Origin of the sequence: Colwellia sp. MB02u-9, from assembly GCF_014077085.1 — a bacterium.
GTDB lineage: Bacteria > Pseudomonadota > Gammaproteobacteria > Enterobacterales > Alteromonadaceae > Cognaticolwellia.
Window position 1 is genome coordinate 136,186 of record NZ_JACGVF010000073.1, and the last position, 22,103, is coordinate 158,288.

16 protein-coding genes are annotated in these 22,103 nt (G+C 39.6%); 8 read left to right on the forward strand and 8 right to left on the reverse strand.

Annotated features, from left to right (window positions below; genetic code table 11):
• The first annotated feature begins 91 nt into the window (after window positions 1–91).
• On the forward strand, window positions 92–1,024 hold the full coding sequence (locus H4J65_RS05690) for a hypothetical protein (RefSeq protein ID WP_182196550.1): 933 nt from the start codon (window positions 92–94) through the stop codon (window positions 1,022–1,024).
• Between the two features lie 23 nt (window positions 1,025–1,047).
• On the opposite strand, the gene H4J65_RS05695 is transcribed toward H4J65_RS05690, so the two are convergent.
• Window positions 1,048–3,699: an EAL domain-containing protein gene (locus H4J65_RS05695; RefSeq protein WP_182196553.1), complete on the reverse strand. Its 2,652-nt coding sequence runs from the start codon at window positions 3,697–3,699 to the stop codon at window positions 1,048–1,050.
• A gap of 296 nt (window positions 3,700–3,995) precedes the next feature.
• On the opposite strand from H4J65_RS05695, the gene H4J65_RS05700 reads away from it, so the two are divergent.
• Complete coding sequence (locus tag H4J65_RS05700) at window positions 3,996–4,697, forward strand: YceH family protein (RefSeq protein ID WP_182196556.1); 702 nt, start codon at window positions 3,996–3,998, stop codon at window positions 4,695–4,697.
• A gap of 85 nt (window positions 4,698–4,782) precedes the next feature.
• Here H4J65_RS05700 and H4J65_RS05705 read toward each other — a convergent pair whose 3' ends face one another.
• The 4 genes from H4J65_RS05705 to H4J65_RS05720 all read right to left on the reverse strand — a co-directional run bounded on the left by H4J65_RS05705 (window position 4,783) and on the right by H4J65_RS05720 (window position 9,649).
• Complete coding sequence (locus H4J65_RS05705) at window positions 4,783–5,187, reverse strand: hypothetical protein (protein ID WP_182192338.1); 405 nt, start codon at window positions 5,185–5,187, stop codon at window positions 4,783–4,785.
• Window positions 5,188–5,392: 205 nt separating this feature from the next.
• The gene (locus H4J65_RS05710; protein ID WP_182137189.1) at window positions 5,393–6,472 is read right to left on the reverse strand and encodes a site-2 protease family protein; all 1,080 of its coding nucleotides are present in this window, start codon (window positions 6,470–6,472) and stop codon (window positions 5,393–5,395) included.
• A gap of 341 nt (window positions 6,473–6,813) precedes the next feature.
• The gene (locus tag H4J65_RS05715) at window positions 6,814–8,007 is read right to left on the reverse strand and encodes an aromatic amino acid transaminase (RefSeq protein WP_182196559.1); all 1,194 of its coding nucleotides are present in this window, start codon (window positions 8,005–8,007) and stop codon (window positions 6,814–6,816) included.
• Window positions 8,008–8,326: 319 nt separating this feature from the next.
• Window positions 8,327–9,649, reverse strand: coding sequence for a DEAD/DEAH box helicase (locus H4J65_RS05720; RefSeq protein ID WP_182137387.1), 1,323 nt, complete (start codon window positions 9,647–9,649; stop codon window positions 8,327–8,329).
• A 329-nt stretch (window positions 9,650–9,978) separates the two neighbouring features.
• Here H4J65_RS05720 and H4J65_RS05725 point away from each other — a divergent pair, with 329 nt between their 5' ends.
• The gene (locus tag H4J65_RS05725; RefSeq protein ID WP_182196563.1) at window positions 9,979–13,323 is read left to right on the forward strand and encodes a DEAD/DEAH box helicase; all 3,345 of its coding nucleotides are present in this window, start codon (window positions 9,979–9,981) and stop codon (window positions 13,321–13,323) included.
• Between the two features lie 76 nt (window positions 13,324–13,399).
• Here the strand turns inward: H4J65_RS05725 and H4J65_RS05730 are convergent, their stop codons facing one another.
• Window positions 13,400–14,005 (reverse strand): cold shock and DUF1294 domain-containing protein, encoded by a 606-nt coding sequence (locus H4J65_RS05730; protein ID WP_182196566.1) that lies wholly within the window; start codon window positions 14,003–14,005, stop codon window positions 13,400–13,402.
• A 344-nt stretch (window positions 14,006–14,349) separates the two neighbouring features.
• Between H4J65_RS05730 and H4J65_RS05735 the strand changes: the two genes are divergently transcribed.
• Together H4J65_RS05735 and H4J65_RS05740 are read left to right on the forward strand one after the other, a co-directional pair.
• Window positions 14,350–15,408 (forward strand): MltA domain-containing protein, encoded by a 1,059-nt coding sequence (locus H4J65_RS05735; protein WP_259367541.1) that lies wholly within the window; start codon window positions 14,350–14,352, stop codon window positions 15,406–15,408.
• Window positions 15,409–15,658: 250 nt separating this feature from the next.
• On the forward strand, window positions 15,659–17,833 hold the full coding sequence (locus H4J65_RS05740) for a TonB-dependent receptor domain-containing protein (protein ID WP_182196574.1): 2,175 nt from the start codon (window positions 15,659–15,661) through the stop codon (window positions 17,831–17,833).
• A gap of 181 nt (window positions 17,834–18,014) precedes the next feature.
• Here H4J65_RS05740 and H4J65_RS05745 read toward each other — a convergent pair whose 3' ends face one another.
• The gene (locus H4J65_RS05745) at window positions 18,015–18,548 is read right to left on the reverse strand and encodes a redoxin family protein (RefSeq protein WP_310649814.1); all 534 of its coding nucleotides are present in this window, start codon (window positions 18,546–18,548) and stop codon (window positions 18,015–18,017) included.
• Between the two features lie 150 nt (window positions 18,549–18,698).
• Here H4J65_RS05745 and H4J65_RS05750 point away from each other — a divergent pair, with 150 nt between their 5' ends.
• Complete coding sequence (locus H4J65_RS05750) at window positions 18,699–19,184, forward strand: hypothetical protein (protein ID WP_182196577.1); 486 nt, start codon at window positions 18,699–18,701, stop codon at window positions 19,182–19,184.
• A 16-nt stretch (window positions 19,185–19,200) separates the two neighbouring features.
• Here the strand turns inward: H4J65_RS05750 and H4J65_RS05755 are convergent, their stop codons facing one another.
• On the reverse strand, window positions 19,201–19,563 hold the full coding sequence (locus H4J65_RS05755; protein ID WP_182137196.1) for a hypothetical protein: 363 nt from the start codon (window positions 19,561–19,563) through the stop codon (window positions 19,201–19,203).
• 371 nt (window positions 19,564–19,934) lie between these two features.
• Here H4J65_RS05755 and ompR point away from each other — a divergent pair, with 371 nt between their 5' ends.
• On the forward strand, window positions 19,935–20,660 hold the full coding sequence (gene ompR / locus H4J65_RS05760) for a two-component system response regulator OmpR (RefSeq protein ID WP_182137197.1): 726 nt from the start codon (window positions 19,935–19,937) through the stop codon (window positions 20,658–20,660).
• 45 nt (window positions 20,661–20,705) lie between these two features.
• Window positions 20,706–22,001, forward strand: a complete 1,296-nt coding sequence (envZ, locus tag H4J65_RS05765; RefSeq protein WP_182196596.1) for a two-component system sensor histidine kinase EnvZ — start codon at window positions 20,706–20,708, stop codon at window positions 21,999–22,001.
• Window positions 22,002–22,103 lie beyond the last annotated feature (102 nt).

Consider the following 22,103-nt stretch of genomic DNA (forward strand, 5'->3'; position numbering starts at 1 on the left):
AAAATCACCAACTGATATGATAAATAGTGAGGTAAAACAAATTTTGATAAGAATGTATTGTAAAAACCAGTGTTATTGGCATTTTTGCCTAGTGTTATTTTACTTTGCATTTGCAAGTGCAGCACAAGCTTATGCTTCAGCAGAAGTAAAAGCGCCCGCTGAACAAAAAGATGAACACTGGATGCAAGGATTGCATGAAACGGTTTCTGACTCCGTTTATCAATCTGCGCAATGGTTTGATAGTTTTTTTATTGCAAATGATAGTGAACAACAAAGTCCAAAAACAACCGCAAAAATTAGTTTTGCTTGGTTGCCAAAAAGTCGTGACTGGAGTGAAATCAAGCCACGCTTTCGATTGCGTGTTAAATTGCCGCATTTTCAAGACAGAGTTAGTGTGGTGTTATCTGACGAAACAGATGATGAACTCAACAATCTACCGCTAGAGTCAGTCAACACCAATTCGAGCACTGAAGAAGAAAAATTTTCTTTAGCACTAAACTATACACAAGATAAAAAAAATGACCGGTTAATGAATTATCGTTTGGGTATTTCAGGTGGCGATATATTTGCTAGAGCAAAACATAAACGTCGCTTAACTATTAATACCAAGCAAGGTTTTTTAGTTGAACCGTCAATGTATTACTACCTTAATGATGGCCTTGGCGCTAAATTATTGTTGGAGTACGATTATCAATTAAGTAGCAAATCACTTTTTCGTCTAAATTATAGTATTCGAGGCTCCGCGGCCTTTAGTGGTATTCGCTGGAAGCATGGTTTTTATAAACTAGAGCAAATAAATCACACCACGGCATCAGTGCTGAGCTTACAAGCTGAAGGTGAACGCAACGGGGCACGAGGCTTTGTTATTGATAAGTACACCTTAAGTTATCGATACCGCTTTAATGCTGTGCGCGATTGGTTGTTTTTTGAAATAGAGCCTTTTGTCGAGTTCCCCGAGCAAGAAAATTACAACACAACCCCGGGTATCGCCTTACGCATTGAAGGCTTTTTTCACAAGGGTTAGCGCTAACTTGTTCGAGCGTTAAACTAGGCCTGAATAATGGCTACCGCATTACTGTTAGTATCAAGATAACTTTCATTTTCATTTTCAGTATCAGTTTCAGCATTATTGCCCACTATTTTTCCTGGCCGGTTAATATAATAACCTTGGCCAAATTGACAACCTACGGTTTGTAGCTTCTTGAACATGACTTCAGATTCAATGCCTTCCGCCACTAGTTGGTAGCCAAATTTTGTCCCCAGCTCATGCAAGGCCTTAATTAAAGATAAGTTTTTATCATTGTAATTTAAAGCATGGATAAAACTGCGATCGAGTTTAATAAATTCAAACGGGTAATTATGTAAAAAATTTAAAGACGATAAACCAGCACCATAATCATCTAAAGCTAACTTAACGCCAAACTCTTTCAAGCTCTTTAAGCCTTTAAGTGCGAGTTCGGTATGTCGAGCAAAAGCAGATTCATTAAACTCAAGTATCAGTCGTTCAGGCTCAACTGTATTAGCACTGATTAAGGCCATTAATTTTGCTAATTGGTTCGCTTGAATTAAGTGACGGCCTGATAGGTTGACACCAATATAAGTGTGCTCATATTCTTTTGACTGTTGCCATCGTTTTAATTGCAAACAAACTTGTTCAATCACCCAGATTTCTATATCCAAAATCATACCTGTTTCTTCTGCCATAAAAAGAAACTCACTCGGGGTTAACAAGCCCTTGGTTGGATGCTGCCAACGTAAAAGTACTTCAAAGCCTATAGTTTTAGTTGAGGTTAAATCTAAAATTTGCTGATAATGTAATTCAAACTGTTTGCTTTGAATGGCTTGCCTTAATTCTTGCTCAAGCGTCATGCTGGCAATAATTTTTTCCCGCATGCTGTCCTCAAAGAAAACGTATCGACCGCGGCCTAAACTTTTTGCTTCATACATGGCGGCATCAGCATCACGTAATATTTCGCTGGCATCTTTATAGCCAACCCGACTTTGAGCAATGCCCATACTGGCATTTGAATACAAGGTATGACCCTCAAGTTCAAAGGGTTGCGCAATTGATGTAATGATACGAGATGCAATTTCTTCAATATCTTCACGTGCTTGTAATGAGTCTAATAACACCACAAACTCATCACCACCTAACCTGGCTAAAGTGTCATTGTCGCGCACACAATAGCCTAGGCGACGCGCAATTTCGATTAAAAATTGATCGCCAGCGTGATGTCCTAGGGTGTCGTTGATCATTTTAAAGCGATCTAAATCAATAAACAAAACGGCAAACCTATGGCTAGGATGGCGCTTTAAATGTCGAATAGCATAGGTTAAACGCTCTGAAAACATCGATCTATTGGGTAGTTGTGTCAAAGCATCATGATGCGCGTCATGATACAAACGTGCCTCTGCTTTTCGACGTTCTTCAATTTGCATACGTAAATTGAGATTGGTTGCTTGGAGCTCTTGGGTGCGTTTATTGACTCTTTCTTCAAGCACTTCATGGTTTTTTCTTGCTTGTTGTTGCGTTTTTTGTCGTAAAATTTCAATGGCAATATGGTGACTAACAAAACGCATAAGCTCGAGATCTTTACTGTGATAAGCATTTTTGTCTTGATAATGCTGGATAGCAATAACCCCAAAAATCTCACCCTGATTAGATAAAGGGGCGGCCAGCCATGCCTGTGTTAAGGCGAAATCAGGAGATGGCGAGCTAAAGTCACATTGTGTTACTTCGCCTTCTGCCGCTAACGTGTACATTATGCTATCGCTCAAAAGAATAGGTTTACCCTTTCTTATGACCATTTCAGACAGGCCGCTACTGAGCTTTCTCGTCGCGGGCTGTGTAAATTTCTCATCACAATAGTAAGGAAATTCTAATTGGCTTTTATTTTCAGATAATAAGGCGATATAAAAATTTTTTGCGGGTAATAGCTTATTGATTTCGTCATGCAAGGCTTGATAAAGTTCGGAGATAGCTTGCGATTTTGTTGTTAGTTCAGAAATATTAAGCAGCACTTGATGTGTTTTAACTGCCAATTGCCTTTCAACAATTTCACGCTGTAACTCTTGATTGGTTTGCGTTAATTTAATGGTACGTTGTTGAATACTAGACTCTAATAACTCTCTACTTCGAACGCGATCTATAGCTGTGACTAAATGTTCAGCAATAAACTCTAAAATTTGGCAATTTTCCTCAGAAAAATAGCGTTTTTTATCATAACTTTGTAGAGAAATAACACCGATAACCTGTTCGCCACGTTTTAATGGTACACCAAGCCAATCTGTCCATACTGAGCCATACAAGACAATTTTATCCGCTTTGGCCAGTGCCATTCTTTCTTTGGCAGAACAATGTATTGGTGCTTGGCTTTCTAAAACTAGGCCGGTTAGACTTTTTCGTCCTTTAGCTACATCAAGATCTTCATGTAAACGCTTTTCTACAGGATTATGGCAGTAAGTGAATTGTAATTCGTTAGAGGGGGTTAACAAGGCTATATTGAAACTGTCAGTAGCTAGTAAAGTTTTAATTACGGATTCAAGACCTTGATAAAACGCATCTAGATCGGTTATTGAACTGGATAATTCAGACAGTTGTAACAAACTCGATTGTTTGTTTTTAAGCTGTCGATACTTTTTAAGTAGCGATTTTAACTTAGGAAGTTGGCGTATCGCATGAGTATTTTCCGTCGCCATCAAGTCCACTTATAAATTCCGTTTTATCATTAGTATTATTTTTGTACGGCTAGTCTAACAAAATAAATAGGCTTAGCGAGAGCTTAGCGTCATTTATTCTTTAATTATCATCAGATAAGTTCAGTTCTGGCTAAAAATGTCACGATTTCAAATAAATAGACGGTGACACAGCCTGCATAAACGATAAAAAAAGCATAGTTTAACTATGCTTTTTTTATGAGTAATTATGCACTATTACATGGTAAAGATGCAAGTTGCTTGATATAACTAGATGTTTTAATAAGGATGCTTTTAATATGATTTCATTATCCGCAGTGCAATGCCGCATTATCGGCGTGATGCTAGAAAAAGAAACGACAACACCAGAGCAATGTCCTCTTTCTATCAACAGCATAACCTTAGGCTGCAATCAAAAAAGTAACCGTGAACCTGTGATGTCACTGGCAGAAAATGAGGTGCAAAACGTTGTTGATGAACTGGTACAAATGCATCAGTTAATGATAGATCAAAAAGCTTCCAGCCGAGTAAATAAATACTTTCATCGCTTTTGTAATACTGAATTTGGCAATCTACAATTTTCAGCTCAGCAAAGAGCCATTATTTGCGTGTTATTCCTCAGAGGGCCACAAACACCAGGAGAGTTAAGAATACGTACCAACCGTCTAGCTGACTTTACTGATGTCAGCGAAGTTGAAGCGGCCTTAAATCAATTACAAAACCTTAACAACCAAACGCTAGTCAAAAAACTCGAGCGAGAGCCAGGAAAGCGCGAATCCCGCTATGCACATTTACTTTCTGACCTTGATGCAGGGGACTTAGCTCAAAGGGACTCAGCTAAAGGGAACTTAGCTGAGCCGAGTGTCACTCAAACAGAAAATATTGCCTTGGCAAGTGATGATAAACTAGCTCAGCGAGTAACCGTGTTAGAGCAACAAGTGGCGGCATTAACAGAACAACTGGCTTGTTTAACTGAGCTATTGGAAGACAATGACGATTAATTTACTCGCTGTGTGGAGCCAGTTTAGGTAACACTTATACTGGATTGAATTGTTTTGATTACTCTTTTGATTACTCTTTTGATCATTATTGCAGATGGACTAATCCGCTATCATCACGTTCAAAACCATGGCAGATATAACCACTTTGTGGACGTTTTTTCTTGGCGATTTGATGGAAATGCTCAAAGCCGACTGAAAAGGCAAATGGGTTGGCGTTGTAGTCGGCATAAGCTTGATCACTGCCGTTCTTCGCTTCTCTGACGCCAGCAGCGAATGAGCTTAAAAAGTCATCTCTGTTATTGAGCAAAATGGTGCTGGGGCCATTTACATCTTCAACGAGTTCAAATGCGCCGAGTGCAATATACTTATCAACCACTAGGTTATTGAATACGCCACAGTATTGTTCAGTTTCTTGATCATAAGCCACGGGTGAGTCATCGCTTGCTTCCATTAAAGAGACAAATAACTCTCTTACTTTTTTTGAAATCATAAACTATTCCTTTTCAAGCGGTATTTTCATCGTCAGCTTAAGCTTAAACGCTTGTTTGCCATTATAAAGCTTTGATTAATTTATAGGGCAATACTGCGTTCTGCTATAGCGTAAGATGAGCTTTAGCGGGTTAAGTTGATAACATCAATTGCCAGCCAACTTAGCCCGCGTCAGCTTAACTACTGACTATGTGAACTGACAAATGTTAACTGCCTAATATTTTAAGTGGTAGCGACAATGCGTCATTGCCTGTTTGGCCCACTAGCCAAATAATGGCAGATAAACCCCCTACGGTAACGACATACCATAATGCGGAGACAATTTGTGCATAGCGATTAAGGGGCAGTAACTGGCTTAAATGTCGGCGTTTATATTCAAAAAATATTTCTATGCTACCAATAGCCAGTAAAAAGCCTAACAGCGCTAAACCAAAGTAATAACTGATATAAATACCCAGCGCTGCGCCTAAGGCACAAGCGACTAAACCTACTTTAGAGTTGATTGAAAAAGCGATGCTTTTCAGCACATGGCCACCGTCTAACGGCAATATGGGCAATAAGTTAAATAAATTGAGCAGGGCATTAAATACGGCCAAACCGGCGAGTATTTCTATATCGGTCAGCCAATAACCCACTAAGCAAGCGATAGAAAGTATTAAGCCGAAAAAGGGCCCCATAATTGAAATAACAATGTCTTGCCAGCGGGTATTAATTTTATCATCGCTCAGCGCTAAACCGCCAACAAAGGGGATGAGATATATGCCTTTAGTTTTCAAGCCAAAGTATTTCATCGCTCGAATATGACCATATTCATGAAAAACGAGGCAAAGAATCAGTGCGATGGCAAACTCAATAGAGAATAACCAGCTATAAGCCGCTAAACTGCCGGCAGCAAATAGCACTTTAACCACCTTGGCACTTTTCAATAGCTTCAAGCCAAGGCCAGCCATACCGACTAAACTAAATTTAATTGGTTGCTTTTCCCCTTTGACAATTTGGCGTTGCTCTATGTCTTTTTCATTGAGGGTATTATCGTGTAATAGCTCGTTATTGACTAACAGTTGAAATTGCAGCGCAAAAGGTTGCCATTGCAGTGAACCCTTGAGTTCTACGGGTAATTCGCCATGCTCATTTTGTAGGGTAAATTTATGTGTAAATGACTCACTGTCGGCATGAGCATTAATTTGTGAGACACATTGCTCATCCCAAAATACTTGCTGCCATCCAGCCATTGACCCTTCTAATCTTAGTGTTTTTCCTAGACATTCTACTTCTAATAATTGCAATTAATTAACTCAGCATATAAAACCTTGCCCGATTATCGCTATATTTGCAGCCGCATCAAGGTTTATTGATAAAACATTAAGGACAGTTAATATTTTAAAATATGTTGGACCTCATTTATTTGGCCCTGTTGACGTTAATTGTTGCCGCCTTAGACAGCATTAACTTGGCTATGCATATTGTGCCCATCAGGTTGATTTCCTGTGTAACGCTTGACGGACTCAAGTGTGAGCGACAAAAAAAATCTTAAAGCTATATGACGATCTGTAAAAGTAAGCTTAGCTAAAAGACTTACTTTCTCTCTAAGCTATCAAGCGTGCTGTGAAAAAGCGCCATTTATTGGTTATTGCTCAACTCGTGTGACCGCTAAAACGCTGGCGACTAGGTAATCCATATGTTGCTCTGGAATTGATGCCAGATTAATGCGTCCGTTATTCAAGCCGTATATGGCATATTGATCTCTGAGTATTTCCATTTGCTCTGCGGTTGCTGGCAACATAGAAAACATGCCTTCTTGAGATAAAATATAATCAAAATAATTATCGCCTGAGTGTTGACGAAAGGCAGCGCAAAGTTTTGCTCTGATGGCTTTAATTTTAATATTTATCTGTGTCAGTTCATCTGACCACACTTTTCTCAGTTCAGGGGTTTTAACAATGGTTTTTACAATTTCAGCGCCATTAGACGGTGGTACCCAATAAGTGGTTTTACTCATAATAGCAAGTTGAGCTTGCGCTTTGTCTGCCTCTTCTTGTGTTGGACTTAAAATATAAGCCGCACCGACTCGATCACTGTATAAACCAAAGTTTTTTGAACAACTCACGCACAGTGCTAGGCGTTCAACCGTATTGGCGATAGTCAGTAAACCGGCCGCATCTTCATTTAATCCGTCGGCAAAGCCTTGATACGCAGTGTCAATTAAGGGTAAAAAGCCGGTAGATTTTGAGAGCTGAGCAATTTGCTGCCAATGTGGCAATGTTAAGCGTAATCCTGAAGGGTTATGACAAGAGCCGTGTAATAGCACAACATCATTTTCGCCTAATTTTTCAAGGGTATTGAACATGCCAATTTCATCAAGCCTCATGGTTTTTTTGTTAATAAAAGCGTATTCCTCATAAGCCAAACCGGCGGCTATAATGGTGGGAATATGGTTGGCATAGGTGGGATCACTTACCCAAATTTTGGCATCAGGGTTGGCGAGCTTAATTAAATCTAATATGGCGCGTAAGCCGCCACTGCCACCGGCGGTTTGAATGCCATTGACGTAGCCATTCACTGTTTGGTTTGCAAACACCATTGCTTGTAGTAATTGCACATATTCAAGATCACCTTTTGAACCGACATAGCTTTTATTTCGCCCGGCATTGGCGAGCTGTTGGTCGGCTTGCTTTACTGCTTGCATTAGCACGACCTTGTCATGGCTATCTTTATAAACGCCTACGGTTAAATCAACTTTAAAAGGCCTTTCATCTTGAGATGAACGTGCCATTAAATCTATAATTTCGTCAGTAGCAGGTAAGGGGATATTGGCAAACATGAGTTCTCTTTAATTAACTAATCAATAAGTAAGGTAATCGAATATATTCAAGACCAGAGTATACGCTATTATTTGCCATGATTTTTAGCCGAATTATTTAGCAGTATGATAAGGCAAAAAATATTTAAGGCCTTATTTTCGATACTGGCATAGGTTAATCTCAGACAAAAAACAGTCAGTAACATTATTTAAAATGTTACTGACTTAAATAATTTAACTAAAGAGCCAATAAAAAAGGCCGATACGTTAAGTAGCGGCCGTTAAATTCAGCTAAATCACATTAAGGTTTATCGGCACTTAGCCTTACTAAACCTTTAAGCTATTCATCTTCAGCATATCCGGCCCAAATATCGGCATTGACGGTCGGCTTCTTTTTGCGTTTTTTCTTACCGCTGCCTTCAGGTGCAGCCATCGGCTTTTCTGCGGCTAAAATTGAATCATCGCTAATTTCATCGGCCTCAAAACCTTCGACTTGCTCGCGTTCAAGCCAAATTTTATTCTTTTTCTCAATCACTTTAAAGTGATGATAATCTTCATGATCGATAAGCGATATCGCCAAGCCTACTTCGCCAGCACGGCCACTTCTGCCAATACGATGCATGTAGTCTGATGGACTTCTGGGTAAGTTAAAATTGATCACCACGGGTAGTTTTTCAATGTCTAGGCCACGAGCCGCAATATCAGTGGCAATTAACACGGCAATCTCGCCAGCTTTAAAGCCGTCAAGCACTCGACTACGTTCGCCTTGGCCTTTATCGCCATGAAACACGGCAGCAGTAATGCCATGTTTAGCCAATTTTTCAGCCAAATGTTCACAGTGGTGTTTGGCATTGACGAAAATAAGCGCTTGTCGCCATTGCTGTTGCTGAATTAAATGCGCTAATACCGCTGTTTTTTCGCCCTTGTTAACAGTAAAAACCCGCTGTACCAAGGTGCTGGCGTCGCTACTTTGTAATTGTATTTCAATCGGGTTATTAAGCAGTTCTTGGGTTAATGCCTTGACTTGCTCAGGGAAGGTCGCTGAAAACAATAAGGTTTGTTTTTTCTTGGGCAATAAGGCTAACAGCGCAGAGAGTTCTTCAGTAAAACCGAGACTTAACATTCTATCGGCTTCATCAAGCACTAAGGTGTTGACCTTATCGAGCTTAATGGCATTACTTGAAATTAAATCCAGTAATCGACCTGGCGTTGCCACTAAAATATCGCTACCGCCACGTAAGGCCAGCATTTGCGTATTAGCTGATACACCACCAAAAACCGCCACGGTTTTTATTTTGCCGTTAAAGTGCACGGCATAAGACTTAATGCTGTCCGCTACTTGCTTGGCAAGTTCACGGGTAGGCACCAAAATTAGGCCAGTAACATAGTTACCTTTAGTACTACTCGCTAATGATTTTTCAGCCTGTGGTGGCAAAGTAAGTTGCTGTGCTTGTATTTTTTGCAATAGCGGCAGTGCAAAGGTAGCTGTCTTACCTGAGCCAGTATTTGCCCCGGCAATTAAATCACGTCCGGCTAATACACTTGGAATAGCTTGCGCTTGAATGGGCGTGGGCTGTTGATATTCCAGTTCAGTTAGTCGAGCTAACAAAGGTGGAATAAGGCCAAGTTCTGTAAAGTTGGCTGGCGTTGTGACAGAGGTCATTAATATAAAGGGCTCAAAGCTAGGGTAATAACTGCCTATTTTAGCGTATTTATGCCCAGCTGAGTTAGTGAAATCGATCATATCTTGGCGTAATCTTATGCCATCTTATTTCAGGTAAGCATACGGCGTACTATACATTGGTATCATCAGGAGCATTGAAGGTTTTAAGTCTCAGTGGTATTATTCGTATGAAACATGAGTAATCCGCAATCAGCAGTTAACCCTGAAAGTTCTATTACTATACTTAATACTTTTATCCTGTTGAGAAGATATAATGACTTAACTTTTCAACTTACCCATCTATTTGAGTTCTTAATAATTAAAACCTTATGGCTAAAAATACGTTTACACCTGAGTTACTTGAACAACACTTTACCAAAAATGAATGGAAAAAAGGCACGAGAATTTTTCAGGCTAAAGGTATTAAAACCTGTGCTCTTGACGGTGAAACAATTCGTGGCGTAGTTTTTAGTGAGCGCTCTCGCCAAGTAGGGTATTTAACACGGTTAGTTTTTGAAGAGAAACAGGGTGATATTACCAGTTATTGTGACTGTTATATTGGTCGCGATTGTAAACATGGCGCTGCTTTAGCGCAGTATTTTGTTGATGAACATTTTGATCACAATAGTATCGCCTCATCTGAAAAAATAGTGGATAAATGGCTGACCCGCTTTCAAGCTCAGCCTAGTAGATACCAACCCAATAGCCAACAAAAGTCATTATTATACTTTTTAAAACCTAACAGCTATAACGAAGATGATTATTTTACCTTAGGGATTAAATCAGCTCGACCAAAAAATAGTGGTGGTTGGAGTCATACCCTTGGTAGTGAATACTCTGCCAGTTCGTTAATTAATAGTGCCTATGCGACGAACGAAGATGTTGGGGTACTAACCGAGCTTATTCGCACAAATCAATATGGCGATAACATTAAATATTTTGATTTATTTGCCCGTATTATAAAAACTAATCGCTGTTTTTGGCAGACAAATTATGACCTGAACGACGCAATTACCTTAGGTGATCCCCTAGAAGCACAATGGCAGTGGTTGGCATTGGGTAACCATTTACACACCTTGCAGCTGGTTTTTATGCAGCCATCAAGCAGTATTCTTATTATCAAAGCACAACCGCTGTGCTATTACGATGAAGAGCAAAATTGCTTTGGGGAAATTAAGACCAATACTCAATGTGATTTTGAAGCCGACTTACTCAATTCACCTATCTTTGAAGAAGATAAATTACCTTGGGTAATGAGCAAGTTGTCAATGTCGTTAGGTGATGCAGTGCAGCGCTTACCAAAACCAAAAACAGAATTTTCCCAAGAGTTAACTAAGCCTGAAGTGCATTTGCACTTTTCTACCCCTGCAGAAGCTAATCCACAGTCAGGTTTTGTGCGAGTTAATTTCTCTTATCAAGGTAATTTAGTTAATCCGCATAATGACAGTGTCACGGTTTCACCTGCTAACTTGACTGACACTGACAGCGCTAGCAAGGTAAAGCTGTATCGAGATTTGTCCTTTGAACAAACGGTCATTGATAAACTCTCGACCTTAAAATTTAATGCTCAGCCTAAGCCTAAGCGTTACACTTTTACCAATGAAGACTATTTAAATAAAGACAAAGTGCCTAAGTTTTCAATGCTGATGCAAGGGCGCTATGCTTGGCATCACTTTTTGCATCAAGAATTACAAGTGCTTAAAGATCTGGGCTGGCATATTAGCTTTGCGGATAATTTTTATTATAAAGCACTCTCCACCGACAGCATATTTGACGCGGAAGTGATTGAAACCGATGATCATGATTTCTTCTCCTTAGGGTTAAATTTAACCATTGATGGTAAGAAAATGCCGGCGTTTCCTATTTTGCTAGGGGCTATTGAACAACTACCTAAATCGGTATTATTTGATCGTGATAAAGTGGCAGGCGACAAAATCGGTGGCGAAAAAACGCAGCTTATTGCACCCGACTCACCGATTTATGTTGATCTAGATAATGGGGACTTTGTTGCTTTGCGTTATCAAAGCGTACAGCCGATCTTAAAACAATTTATTGAACTGTTTATGCCCAACGCCTTAAATAAAGATGGCAGGATGGAGTTATCACGCTTTCAAGGACATCAAACATTATCAATGTTAGATGACCAAGGCATGATAGCAACAGGTACCAGTAAGTTAAGAGCGCTGGCGGATAAATTGAGCAATTTTCAACAAGTTACCACAGTACCTGTGCCTCTTGGTTTAAACGCTACGTTAAGAACTTATCAGCACCAAGGGTTAAACTGGTTACAGTTTTTACGCGAATATCAATTAAACGGTATTCTGGCGGATGATATGGGCTTAGGTAAAACCATTCAAGCCTTGGCGCACTTACTGGTTGAAAAACAGCAAGGTCGACTTAATAAGCCAGTACTTATTGTGGCGCCCACCAGCGTTATTTTTAACTGGGCAAATGAGATAGAAAAATTTACCCCACAACTTTCATATCAAGTATTACACGGCAGTAAACGTCAGCAACACTTTGATTGTTTTGACCAGAGTGAAGGCAGTGAAAATCAAGTTGATATCATCATTACCAGTTATGCGTTAATTATTAAAGATTTAGAACATTACTGTGAACAACAATTTTATTACCTTATTCTTGATGAAGCGCATTATATAAAAAATACTAAAACTAAGTTATATCAAGCGTTTATGGCACTAAAGGCGCAGCATAAATTATGCTTGACCGGTACGCCTATGGAAAATCATTTAGGCGAGTTTTGGGCGCAATTTAATTTTTTACTGCCAGGATTTTTAGGGGGACAAAGACAATTTACTAAGCTCTTTAGAACCCCAATAGAAAAGCATGGGGATCATGAACGTAAGCAGCTATTAAACCAGCGTATTAAACCGTTTATTTTACGCCGAACCAAAGATAAAATAGCCACAGAGTTACCACCAAAAACTGAGATAATTCAAAAGCTACGTATTGAAGGTAAGCAAGCTGAGCTCTATGAATCAGTACGCTTAGCCATGGACAGTCGCTTAAAAGATATTATTGCCGATAAAGGTTTAAAACGTAGTCAGATAGAAGTTTTAGACGCGTTATTAAAACTAAGACAGGTATGTAACCACCCTAAGTTATTATCACTTGAAGGCGCTAAAAAGGTCAATCAATCGGCTAAGCTTGATTATTTAATGGAAACGCTGCCCGAGCAAATTGATGAAGGCCGTAGAATATTAATATTTTCACAGTTTACCAGTATGCTAGCTTTGATAGAGGCAGAGCTGATTGAAGCGGGTATTGGCTACGTTAAATTAACCGGTTCAACCACTAAAAGACAAGAGGTAGTGGATAAGTTTCAACGCGGTGAAGTGCCGGTGTTTTTAATTAGCTTACGTGCCGGCGGTGTGGGCTTAAACTTAACCGCAGCTGATACCGTTATTCATTTTGATCCTTGGTGGAACCCTGCGGTGGAAAATCAAGCCACAGACAGAGCGTACCGCATTGGCCAAGACAAACCCGTTTTTGTCTACAAATTGATTATTGAAAACTCAATAGAAGAAAAAATTCAAAAAATACAGCAAAACAAAGCCGAGCTTGCAAAAGCCTTATTATCTGAAGAAGTCAGTGACAGCAAATTGAGTTTAACTGATGATATTTTAACCTCACTGCTTGCACCGCTAAGCTAGCCTAGCAGGTATAGCCATTAAATTAATGGCTATACCTGCTGCGAAAACACAGCGACTATATTGTTGCAAACATCGGTTAAGTCAATAACAGAAGATATTGCACACCTGATGACGAATATAGCCAGAATAACAGCGCTAAATTAATCATCACTGTGCTCCAAAAAACCCGTCTGAAGGTTTTTTTAGATGATTTATGCCGAAGAATTTGTTGTGCGAGCGCTGCACCTGGCCACCCCCCTATTAAAGCAAGCATATGCAAAGTGCTTTCTTGAGTGCGCCATGTACCACGTTGTGCTTTTGATTTATCGACAGCATAACTGAGAAAAGTTAAAACACTTAACCCGATATAAATAGACATTAATTTTTGCGGTAAATAGCCTAAAGTAAAAGTGATCATGATGGCGGCTAAAAAGATCAGCGAGAAATAAATAGCGCATTGACTGATTTTTTTAGGTTGCTTTTTCTTGAATTTTTCACCTAAGAAGGTGGCATCACAAGCGCAGTATCGACCGGCTTTATCTTTGGTGATTGAAAAAGTAATAATGTCACTAATTTGCGGTATTCTAGCTTTATTAGCAAAGGCAGATTGATGAATAAAAACCTGGCTGAGGACATCGTTGGGGGCAATAAAGCCAAAAGCTTTATCCGCATGCCATTTTGTTAACTTGCCTTTAAAGCGCATTTCCTTGTATCCCTGCTACTTTGCATCTTCCTGGTGAGAAATATCACTTGGCTAATGAATTGCCTAACTGATATTCAATTTGGTATTCAATTCGGTATTCAATGCGATATGCATCATAACTATCTCATAACATTAAATAAAAAACCAGATAGAAAGCTAGCTTTTAATGGCTGAAATTTCAGCAGAAAAGTTTATTGAACATTATTAAACTCACAGGCTAGCGTCACTTTTAGGATTGTCATACCATGGTGGTCTATTATTTTTAATACCGGCTATTTATGCGCCTTGGTTTATTTTGTTTACTTTTTACACTGGTCACTTTTCACTGTGCAGCCCAAACACCCTTGAGATTTTTTAAGCTCGACAACACGCCTGAATTAGGCAAAATGACCGACTTTAAAGCCAGCGCTTTGTGTGATGTAGCCGAGGCAACTCAGCGCTATTTAACAACATTTTCAGCGGACAAATTTGCCGTGCACTCAGGTAAAGTATTTGATAACAGTGTAACGCTAGTGAGAGTAGAAAAAACCCTAGCATTTATCTGCCAAACTTATCGTGAAGATGTACGGGCAAAGCGTGATAGTCGATTACATGATAAAGGCTTTTTAACCGAAAATTTTGACTTTTATCGCTGGACGCCAGATGTAGCCACAGCAAGAGAAATTGCCTTAAAAAGCACTCATGCCAGAAAAACCAGTATGTTAAATGCTATTTCACGTGACAAAATATTTCTAACTAAATATTACACTAAACTATTAACGGCGAGTGCGGTTAGAACCCCAGTCTATAATCAAGCACTTTATGCACTGCCTTATGATGAATTAGGGTTGACACTCACCCAGGCTAATAACGACCTAACGCTCACTCGTCATCAATATACCCGCCAAGACATTATTGCTGGCGCTCTAGCAGAAAAAAAATTAGCTAGGGCGTTAATCTGGCTCACCGAAGAAGCTTTACATGACGTGTTATTACAAGGTACGGGTGTGGTTGATGTTAATGGCGTGCGGCGTTATTTTAATGTTCATCGTAATAATGGTATTGCTTATGACTATGCCATAGGTAAGCGCGAACAAGCACGCTATTGGTATTTTGCAGAAGTACCTAGCATTATGGGTTATGGCAAAACGCTTGAGAGTAAAATAGCGCTTAAAGCACAGGTTTCTTTTGCGGGCAATGTGGCAGAACTTGGCTTAGGTAAGTTATTTATGGTCAGTTATCCGCAGGCGAATAAAAACATATCACGCTTGGGTGTACTGGCTGATCAAGGCGGCGCCTTTGATAATAATCTTTTTCAACTCGACCTATTAGCCGATAGTTATTATGGTTGGCAAGATTATCATCAAGCCAATAAGCATCTGCCTGATTACGCTAAAGCCTGGTTAATGCTAATGAAACCATAATCAAGCCATAATGACCCAGACACACTAGGCTAGTTTTTTAGCGCTTATAATAAGCTTACCTTAGGCGGTTACCCATATCATATTAAAATAGCGTGTTTGTTATAGTGCGGTGTCAAATAATGTCATAGCTAAAGCGTAAGTACTTTATATCAATTAGTAATGATAAATAATACAAATGATATTGATTCCCATTCAACTGTGTGGTTAAATGCGGGCAATTAAAATCATTGTTTCTTTTATAGGCTTAGCTATGCGAATTTCTTCTCTTTTTCAACCCGCGTTGATCGCTTTATCTGTTGTTAGTGCTATTGCAAATACGGCCGTTGCCGATGATGATATGGAACATTTAACTATTTTTGGTAGTGGCCAAACGGTTAACGATGTACCTGGCAGTGCTCATATGATTTCTCAGGCAGAATTAGAGAAATTCGATTATACCGATATTATGCGTACCTTAACCACGGTGCCGGGTGTTTATGTTTTAGAAGAAGATGGTTACGGTTTGCGTCCAAATATTGGCATGCGCGGTACTGGCCAAAACCGCAGTGAAAAAGTCACTATCATGGAAGATGGTGTTTTAGCCGCACCTGCACCGTATTCAGCACCTGCAGCCTACTACTTTCCAACGGCAGGTCGCATGCAACAAATTGAAGTGCTAAAAGGTACGTCAAGCGCTATGTATGGTCCACGTACTACAGGTGGTGTGATTAATATGCTATCTCGCACTATTCCTGAAGAAGCGCTAGCAGGGCAGGTTAATTTAAGTGCTGGTGAAGACGGTTTTGCTAAAGCCCATGCCTATATCGGTGGCGCAGGTAAAAATGTTTCGTCAGTGGTTGAAATATTTCGTTATCAAGCGGATGGTTTTAAAGAAGTTAATCATACCGGCGATGATACCGGCTTTGTCAAAAATGACATCATGGCAAAAATGATGATCAACAGTGATACCGATGCGAAATATTATCAAGAATTAGAATTTAAATTAAAATATTCAGATGAAAATTCAGATGAAACCTATATGGGTTTAACGGACGCTGATTTTAACACTACCCCTTATTCTCGTTATTCTGCCTCACAGTTCGATAATATGGATACTGAGCATAAACAGTGGCAAATTAACCACCATATTAAGTTATCTGATCGCTTTAACTTAGGCACATCAGCTTATTACAATGAGTTTAGCCGTAACTGGTATAAAACCAGTAAAGTCAACGGTAAGAGCCTAAGTGACGGTGCTATTGACGATGCTGCTGCGTTTGATAATGGTAGCTTTAGCGATGATGAAATTAGTGTTGATGTCAAAGCCAACAGCCGTGCCTATCAATCAAAAGGCCTTCAAACCGTGTTAAATGCTGACTTTGGCGCACACCAAGTCAAATTTGGTGCTCGTTATCATGAAGATGAAATGGACCGTTTTCAATGGGTTGATAACTACACACTCGACACGAGTTATGAAATGAGCTTAATTAATGCCGGAATCCAAGGGTCAGATTCTAACCGTATTGATTCCGCAGAGGCAATAGCCTTATTTGTCCATGATGAATATAGCGTGGGTGATTTCATTATCAATGCTGGCTTACGTTATGAAGATATGACCATTTCCCGTAAAGACTGGGCGAAGGGGGTTATTGATAGAAATGCACCTTTAACTAAAGATGTTAGTAACGATACTCAGGTGTTGTTACCGTCTTTAGCGGTAACTTACCGTGTTAATAATGATTTAATTATTATTGGTGGCATACAAAAAGGCTTTGCGCCACCAGCCCCGGGTAACGATAAAACAGAAAATGAAGAAAGTATTAACTATGAACTAGGCTTTCGTTACAACCAGCAAGCATTCAACGGCGAAGCCTTGGTCTTTTATTCTGATTACGAAAATATGCATGGCAACTGTACCGCGAGCCAAGGTTGTGATGAAGAAAATGTTGGCAATCAATATAATGCTGGTGCAGTAAAAGTTTCAGGTTTAGAAGTTAAAACCGGTTATGAGTTTGCTGCCGGTGCATTGAGCATTCCGGTTGATTTAACTTATACCTTCACGACAACAGAGTTTCAAAACGCTTTTCAATCAGGTTTAGATACTTGGGGCAATGTTTTAACGGGTGACGAATTACCTTACGTACCTGAAAACCAGCTGCAATTTACGGTTGGCGTGGTTGGTGAGCAATGGCGCAGTGATATTTTAGTGCGTTATGTTGACGAAATGCGCACTACCGCAGGCCAAGGGGCAATTGCTGCCGATCAGTCTATTGACAGCCGCACTGTTGTTGATATGGCGGCTCATTATACTCTTGCCGATAACCAAGAAATCACCTTAAATATTGATAATTTACTTGATAAACAATATATCGCGACACGTACACATGGCTCGATTATGGCAGGTAAACCACGCAGTTTAACCTTAGGTTACAAGTACAGCTTTTAAGTTATTGCGACCCTGGTTTTAAAAGCGAGCCACTGAGCTCGCTTTTTGCTTGTGGTTAGGTTACTAGGATTTAGTTTTCACTAGGCTAGGCTATTAATAAACTAGCGCAAATAGTAGATTATGATCTGTTGAGTGCTACCAAACAGACTAACTTTCGCTAAGCGGTGAATAATAAATTCAATTAATCTAGGGGAGTTAATAGCGCTTTAATTTCTTGTTCATAAGCGGATTTTTTTTCTTCATTAAAGCCTACATGTGCGCTGACTATTTGACCTTGTCGGTTAATAATGAAACTGCTGGGCATACCCTTTAATTGATACTTTCTTGCAATGCTGCCTTTAGGATCATAAATAACTGGGAAATTAGCCGGTATTTGCGCTAAAAATTCATCAGCTAATACTCGGCTGTGATCTAGATTAATGCTGAGAATGATTAAGCCTTGAGTTTGATACTGTGCGGCTAAGTTATTCATCCACGGGAATGACTTTCGACAAGGAATGCACCATGAGGCCCAAAAATCAACGTAGACAACCTTGCCTTTTGCCTTGTTAAGCTGCTGATCTAATAACTCAGTAGTACTGAGATCAGTATTTAGATCAGTACTTAGGTTAGTATTTGAATTAGCTGCGATATTAACATCATCAAATGCCCATAGTGGACTAGAAAAAGTTAGTAATGTAATGAAAAAAAAGCCTATTTTAAAATTTTGTCTCACGATATAGTCAACATTATTAGCATCTATTTTAGCTAGTTAACCACGTTAAGCCCGATTAGAAAAGTGTCGCTATTATTTAATGTGCTGCCAAATGGCGACATTGATACATTTTCAATAGTCGAGTGAAGTCGACAAGTTATGGAATACCTTATGAACATCAATCTATTAAGTCAGAAAAATAAAGTTTTTTTCTTTATTAGCCTGCTGGTGAGTGCACCACTGCAAGCGGCGCAGAGCCAAACACTTGAGATGAACCAATGGTTAAAGGCACGTTTTGGCGCGCAACATCAGGCACTTATTCCTATTGTTGCGGTGGCAGATATGCTTTATAGCTGCCAGCAGCAAAAGAAAAAAGCTGACAGTTTAACCATTAAAGCCTTAATTACCCAATTAGATAAAAATACTTTAGCTGAACAACTTATCACTTGTTTGGCGGGCGAGTCACCTAAGTCGGATACAGCATTAAATTATGGTTTGAAGGCTTGTTTTTATGAGCAATTTAGTCATTTATCTCTAGCAGAAAAACAGCAGAAAATGGCTATAGTCACTCAAACTATCGCTACGCTTTCAAGGAGCGAGCGACAAAAAAGTTTTACTCAATGTGTTACTGATCAAGCGATTCACTATTTACGCTAGTGAGGGGCTAATAGGCTTATCGCGGTGGTTTTTTACCATCAACAAATGAGCTGGGTAGTATTTCGACGCCAACCCAGCGGCCAATTTTTATCATCAGAGGTATAGTAATAGGGGCAAAGGGCAGAATAGCGACAACACCAACGCCAAGGCCTTTTAAAATATCAATAAATTGTTGGTTGGCAATGCGCATTTCTTCAGCACTTGCATCACGCTTAGTGTAGCGCTTATAAATACTTAGCATGGCTCTTGTTTCTACTTTCTCTTGAGCTAAAGCTATTTTTATTTTAACCATACTGCGCTTAAGCTGGACGATATTACGCCTTTTACTGATGCGTAAAACACGAAGTGGTACTTTGTGAAAATGGAGCCAAATTTTCATTTGCGTATTCTCCCACAATAATTAGTCAAAGTAAGTAATTCAATTAAGGATATGTGGGCCTTAGTTATGTTACTCAGTGATGTTACTCAGTAACAGGGCAACTCACTCATTAAGTCGCTACTCGCGTTGCCTTAATAGGAAGTATTGTCGCTACTCGCGTTGCCTTAATAGGAAGTATTATGGTCAATTGTTTATTTAAATGATAAAATTTACATAATTTACACTTCATGTAAACTATATTGCAACATAGGCTTGTGGCAAATGTGGCAAATGTGGCAAATGGGTCGAAGTTGAGACAGCACAGGTTTTTATATTTCAAGTAAGATGATTTATAGCCGACCTTTATTAAAATAAAAAATGGAATCAGTATAATGGGATATGAAACACCGAAAATTTTGGTAGTTGATGATGATATGCGTTTACGTGCCTTACTCGAGCGGTATTTAGTTGAACAAGGATTTGTCGTTCGCAGTGCGGCAAACTCAGAGCAAATGGATAGATTGCTTGAGCGTGAAAATTTTCATCTGTTGGTACTCGACTTAATGTTGCCAGGTGAAGATGGCTTATCTGTTTGTCGCCGCTTACGCCAAAACTGCAATGATATCCCTATTGTTATGTTAACAGCCAAAGGTGATGAAATAGACCGTATTATTGGCTTGGAGCTTGGCGCAGATGACTATATGCCAAAACCTTTTAATCCACGTGAATTATCAGCCCGTATTAAAGCGGTGTTACGCCGCCGAGTTCAAGAAGCTCCAGGTGCGCCTTCACAAGAAGAAAATGTTATTGCCTTTGGTGACTATAAGCTAAATCTTGCTACTCGCGAAATGCTTAAAGGCGATGTTAATATGCCATTAACCAGTGGAGAATTTGCAGTATTAAAGGCACTGATCACCCATCCTAGAGTGCCATTATCACGTGACAAGTTAATGAACTTAGCACGTGGCAGAGACTATTCTGCTTTAGAGCGTAGCATTGATGTGCAAGTATCCCGCTTGCGTCGTATGTTAGAAGAAGACCCAGCAAAGCCACGTTATATTCAAACTGTTTGGGGTCTAGGATATGTATTTGTTCCCGAAGGAAGAACTGTGGTATAAATTTGTTCAAATGCATTGAAAACAACACTAACCTAGTAGAAGTCTATGAAAATATTGCCACGCAGTGCCTTTGGTCAAACGGTACTCTTAATTGGTGTGTTGCTGTTAATAAATCAAGTCGTGTCATTTATATCGATGTCGATATATATTATCCAACCCAATGCGCAACAGGTTAATCAGCTGCTGGCAAAGCAGGTGCGTGTTGTATTTATCGATATTGCTGATGAAGCAATAAGTCCTGCTATGGGAGAGGCGTTTCAGCGAGAAACCGGTATTGGTGTTTATCGTGAAGCTGCTGCGATGAAATTAGGTCTACAAGAGGCGGTATATTACGCCTTTCGTTCTGATGAAATGTCTAGCCTATTAGGCGGTCCAGCCGAAGTAAGAATTTCCCAAGGTGATGAATATCTATTTTGGATTCGTCCCCCCCAAGCCCCTGAATACTGGGTTAAAATTCCAATTAATGGCTTAAGAGAAGAAAACTTTTCACCGCTTATTTTTGTGCTAATGATTTTAGGTATTTTAAGTGTGATGGGTGGGTGGTTATTTGTGCGACAACTTAATCGTCCGTTAGCTGCATTACAACATGCGGCTCATGATGTGGGTCGCGGCGACTTTCCTGAGCCATTAACGGAAATAGGTACCACTGAAATTGTTGCGGTAACTCGGGCTTTTAATCATATGTCTAAGGGTATTAAGCAACTAGAAGATGACCGAAATTTATTGATGGCAGGTATATCTCATGATTTACGCACACCCTTAACTCGCATTCGTTTAGCCACTGAAATGATTGCTGAAGATGAATTTTTAAAAGCCGGTATTGAAGGCGATATTCAAGACATGAACACCATCATAGATCAGTTCATTGATTACATTCGCCATGATAGTAAAGACAAAGTTGAGTTGGCTGATATTAATCTCTTGATCGACGAAGTGGTGCAGTCTGAAAGTATGCTAGAGCGAGAAATTATTATTAATGCCCAGCCGCTACCTAAAGTGCCTCTGCGTTATGTTGCTATGAAGCGGGTATTGGCAAATTTAATTCAAAATGCGCTACGCTATTCTGACGGCAAGATCATAGTAACTAGCGCATTCGATAAAGCTACACAGGAGGTTTGTTTTTGTGTTTCTGATGAAGGGCCAGGTATTGCTGAAGTGGATATTGAGCGTTTATTTCAGCCCTTTACGCAAGGTGATGAAGCAAGAGGAACCGGTGGCAGTGGCTTAGGTTTAGCTATTATTAAACGTATTGTCGATACTCATGGTGGCCGAGTGGAATTGTTTAATCGAGTAGAAGGGGGCTTAACAGCGAAAGTTTGCTTACCTATTAGCCACGGCTAATCACATCTTGTAATACTTAATGGTATTGATTTTATTAGCAAAATAGCAGGCATTAAAAAGCCGTCATAGTTACGACGGCTTTTTAGTTTTTTTTAGCTTTTT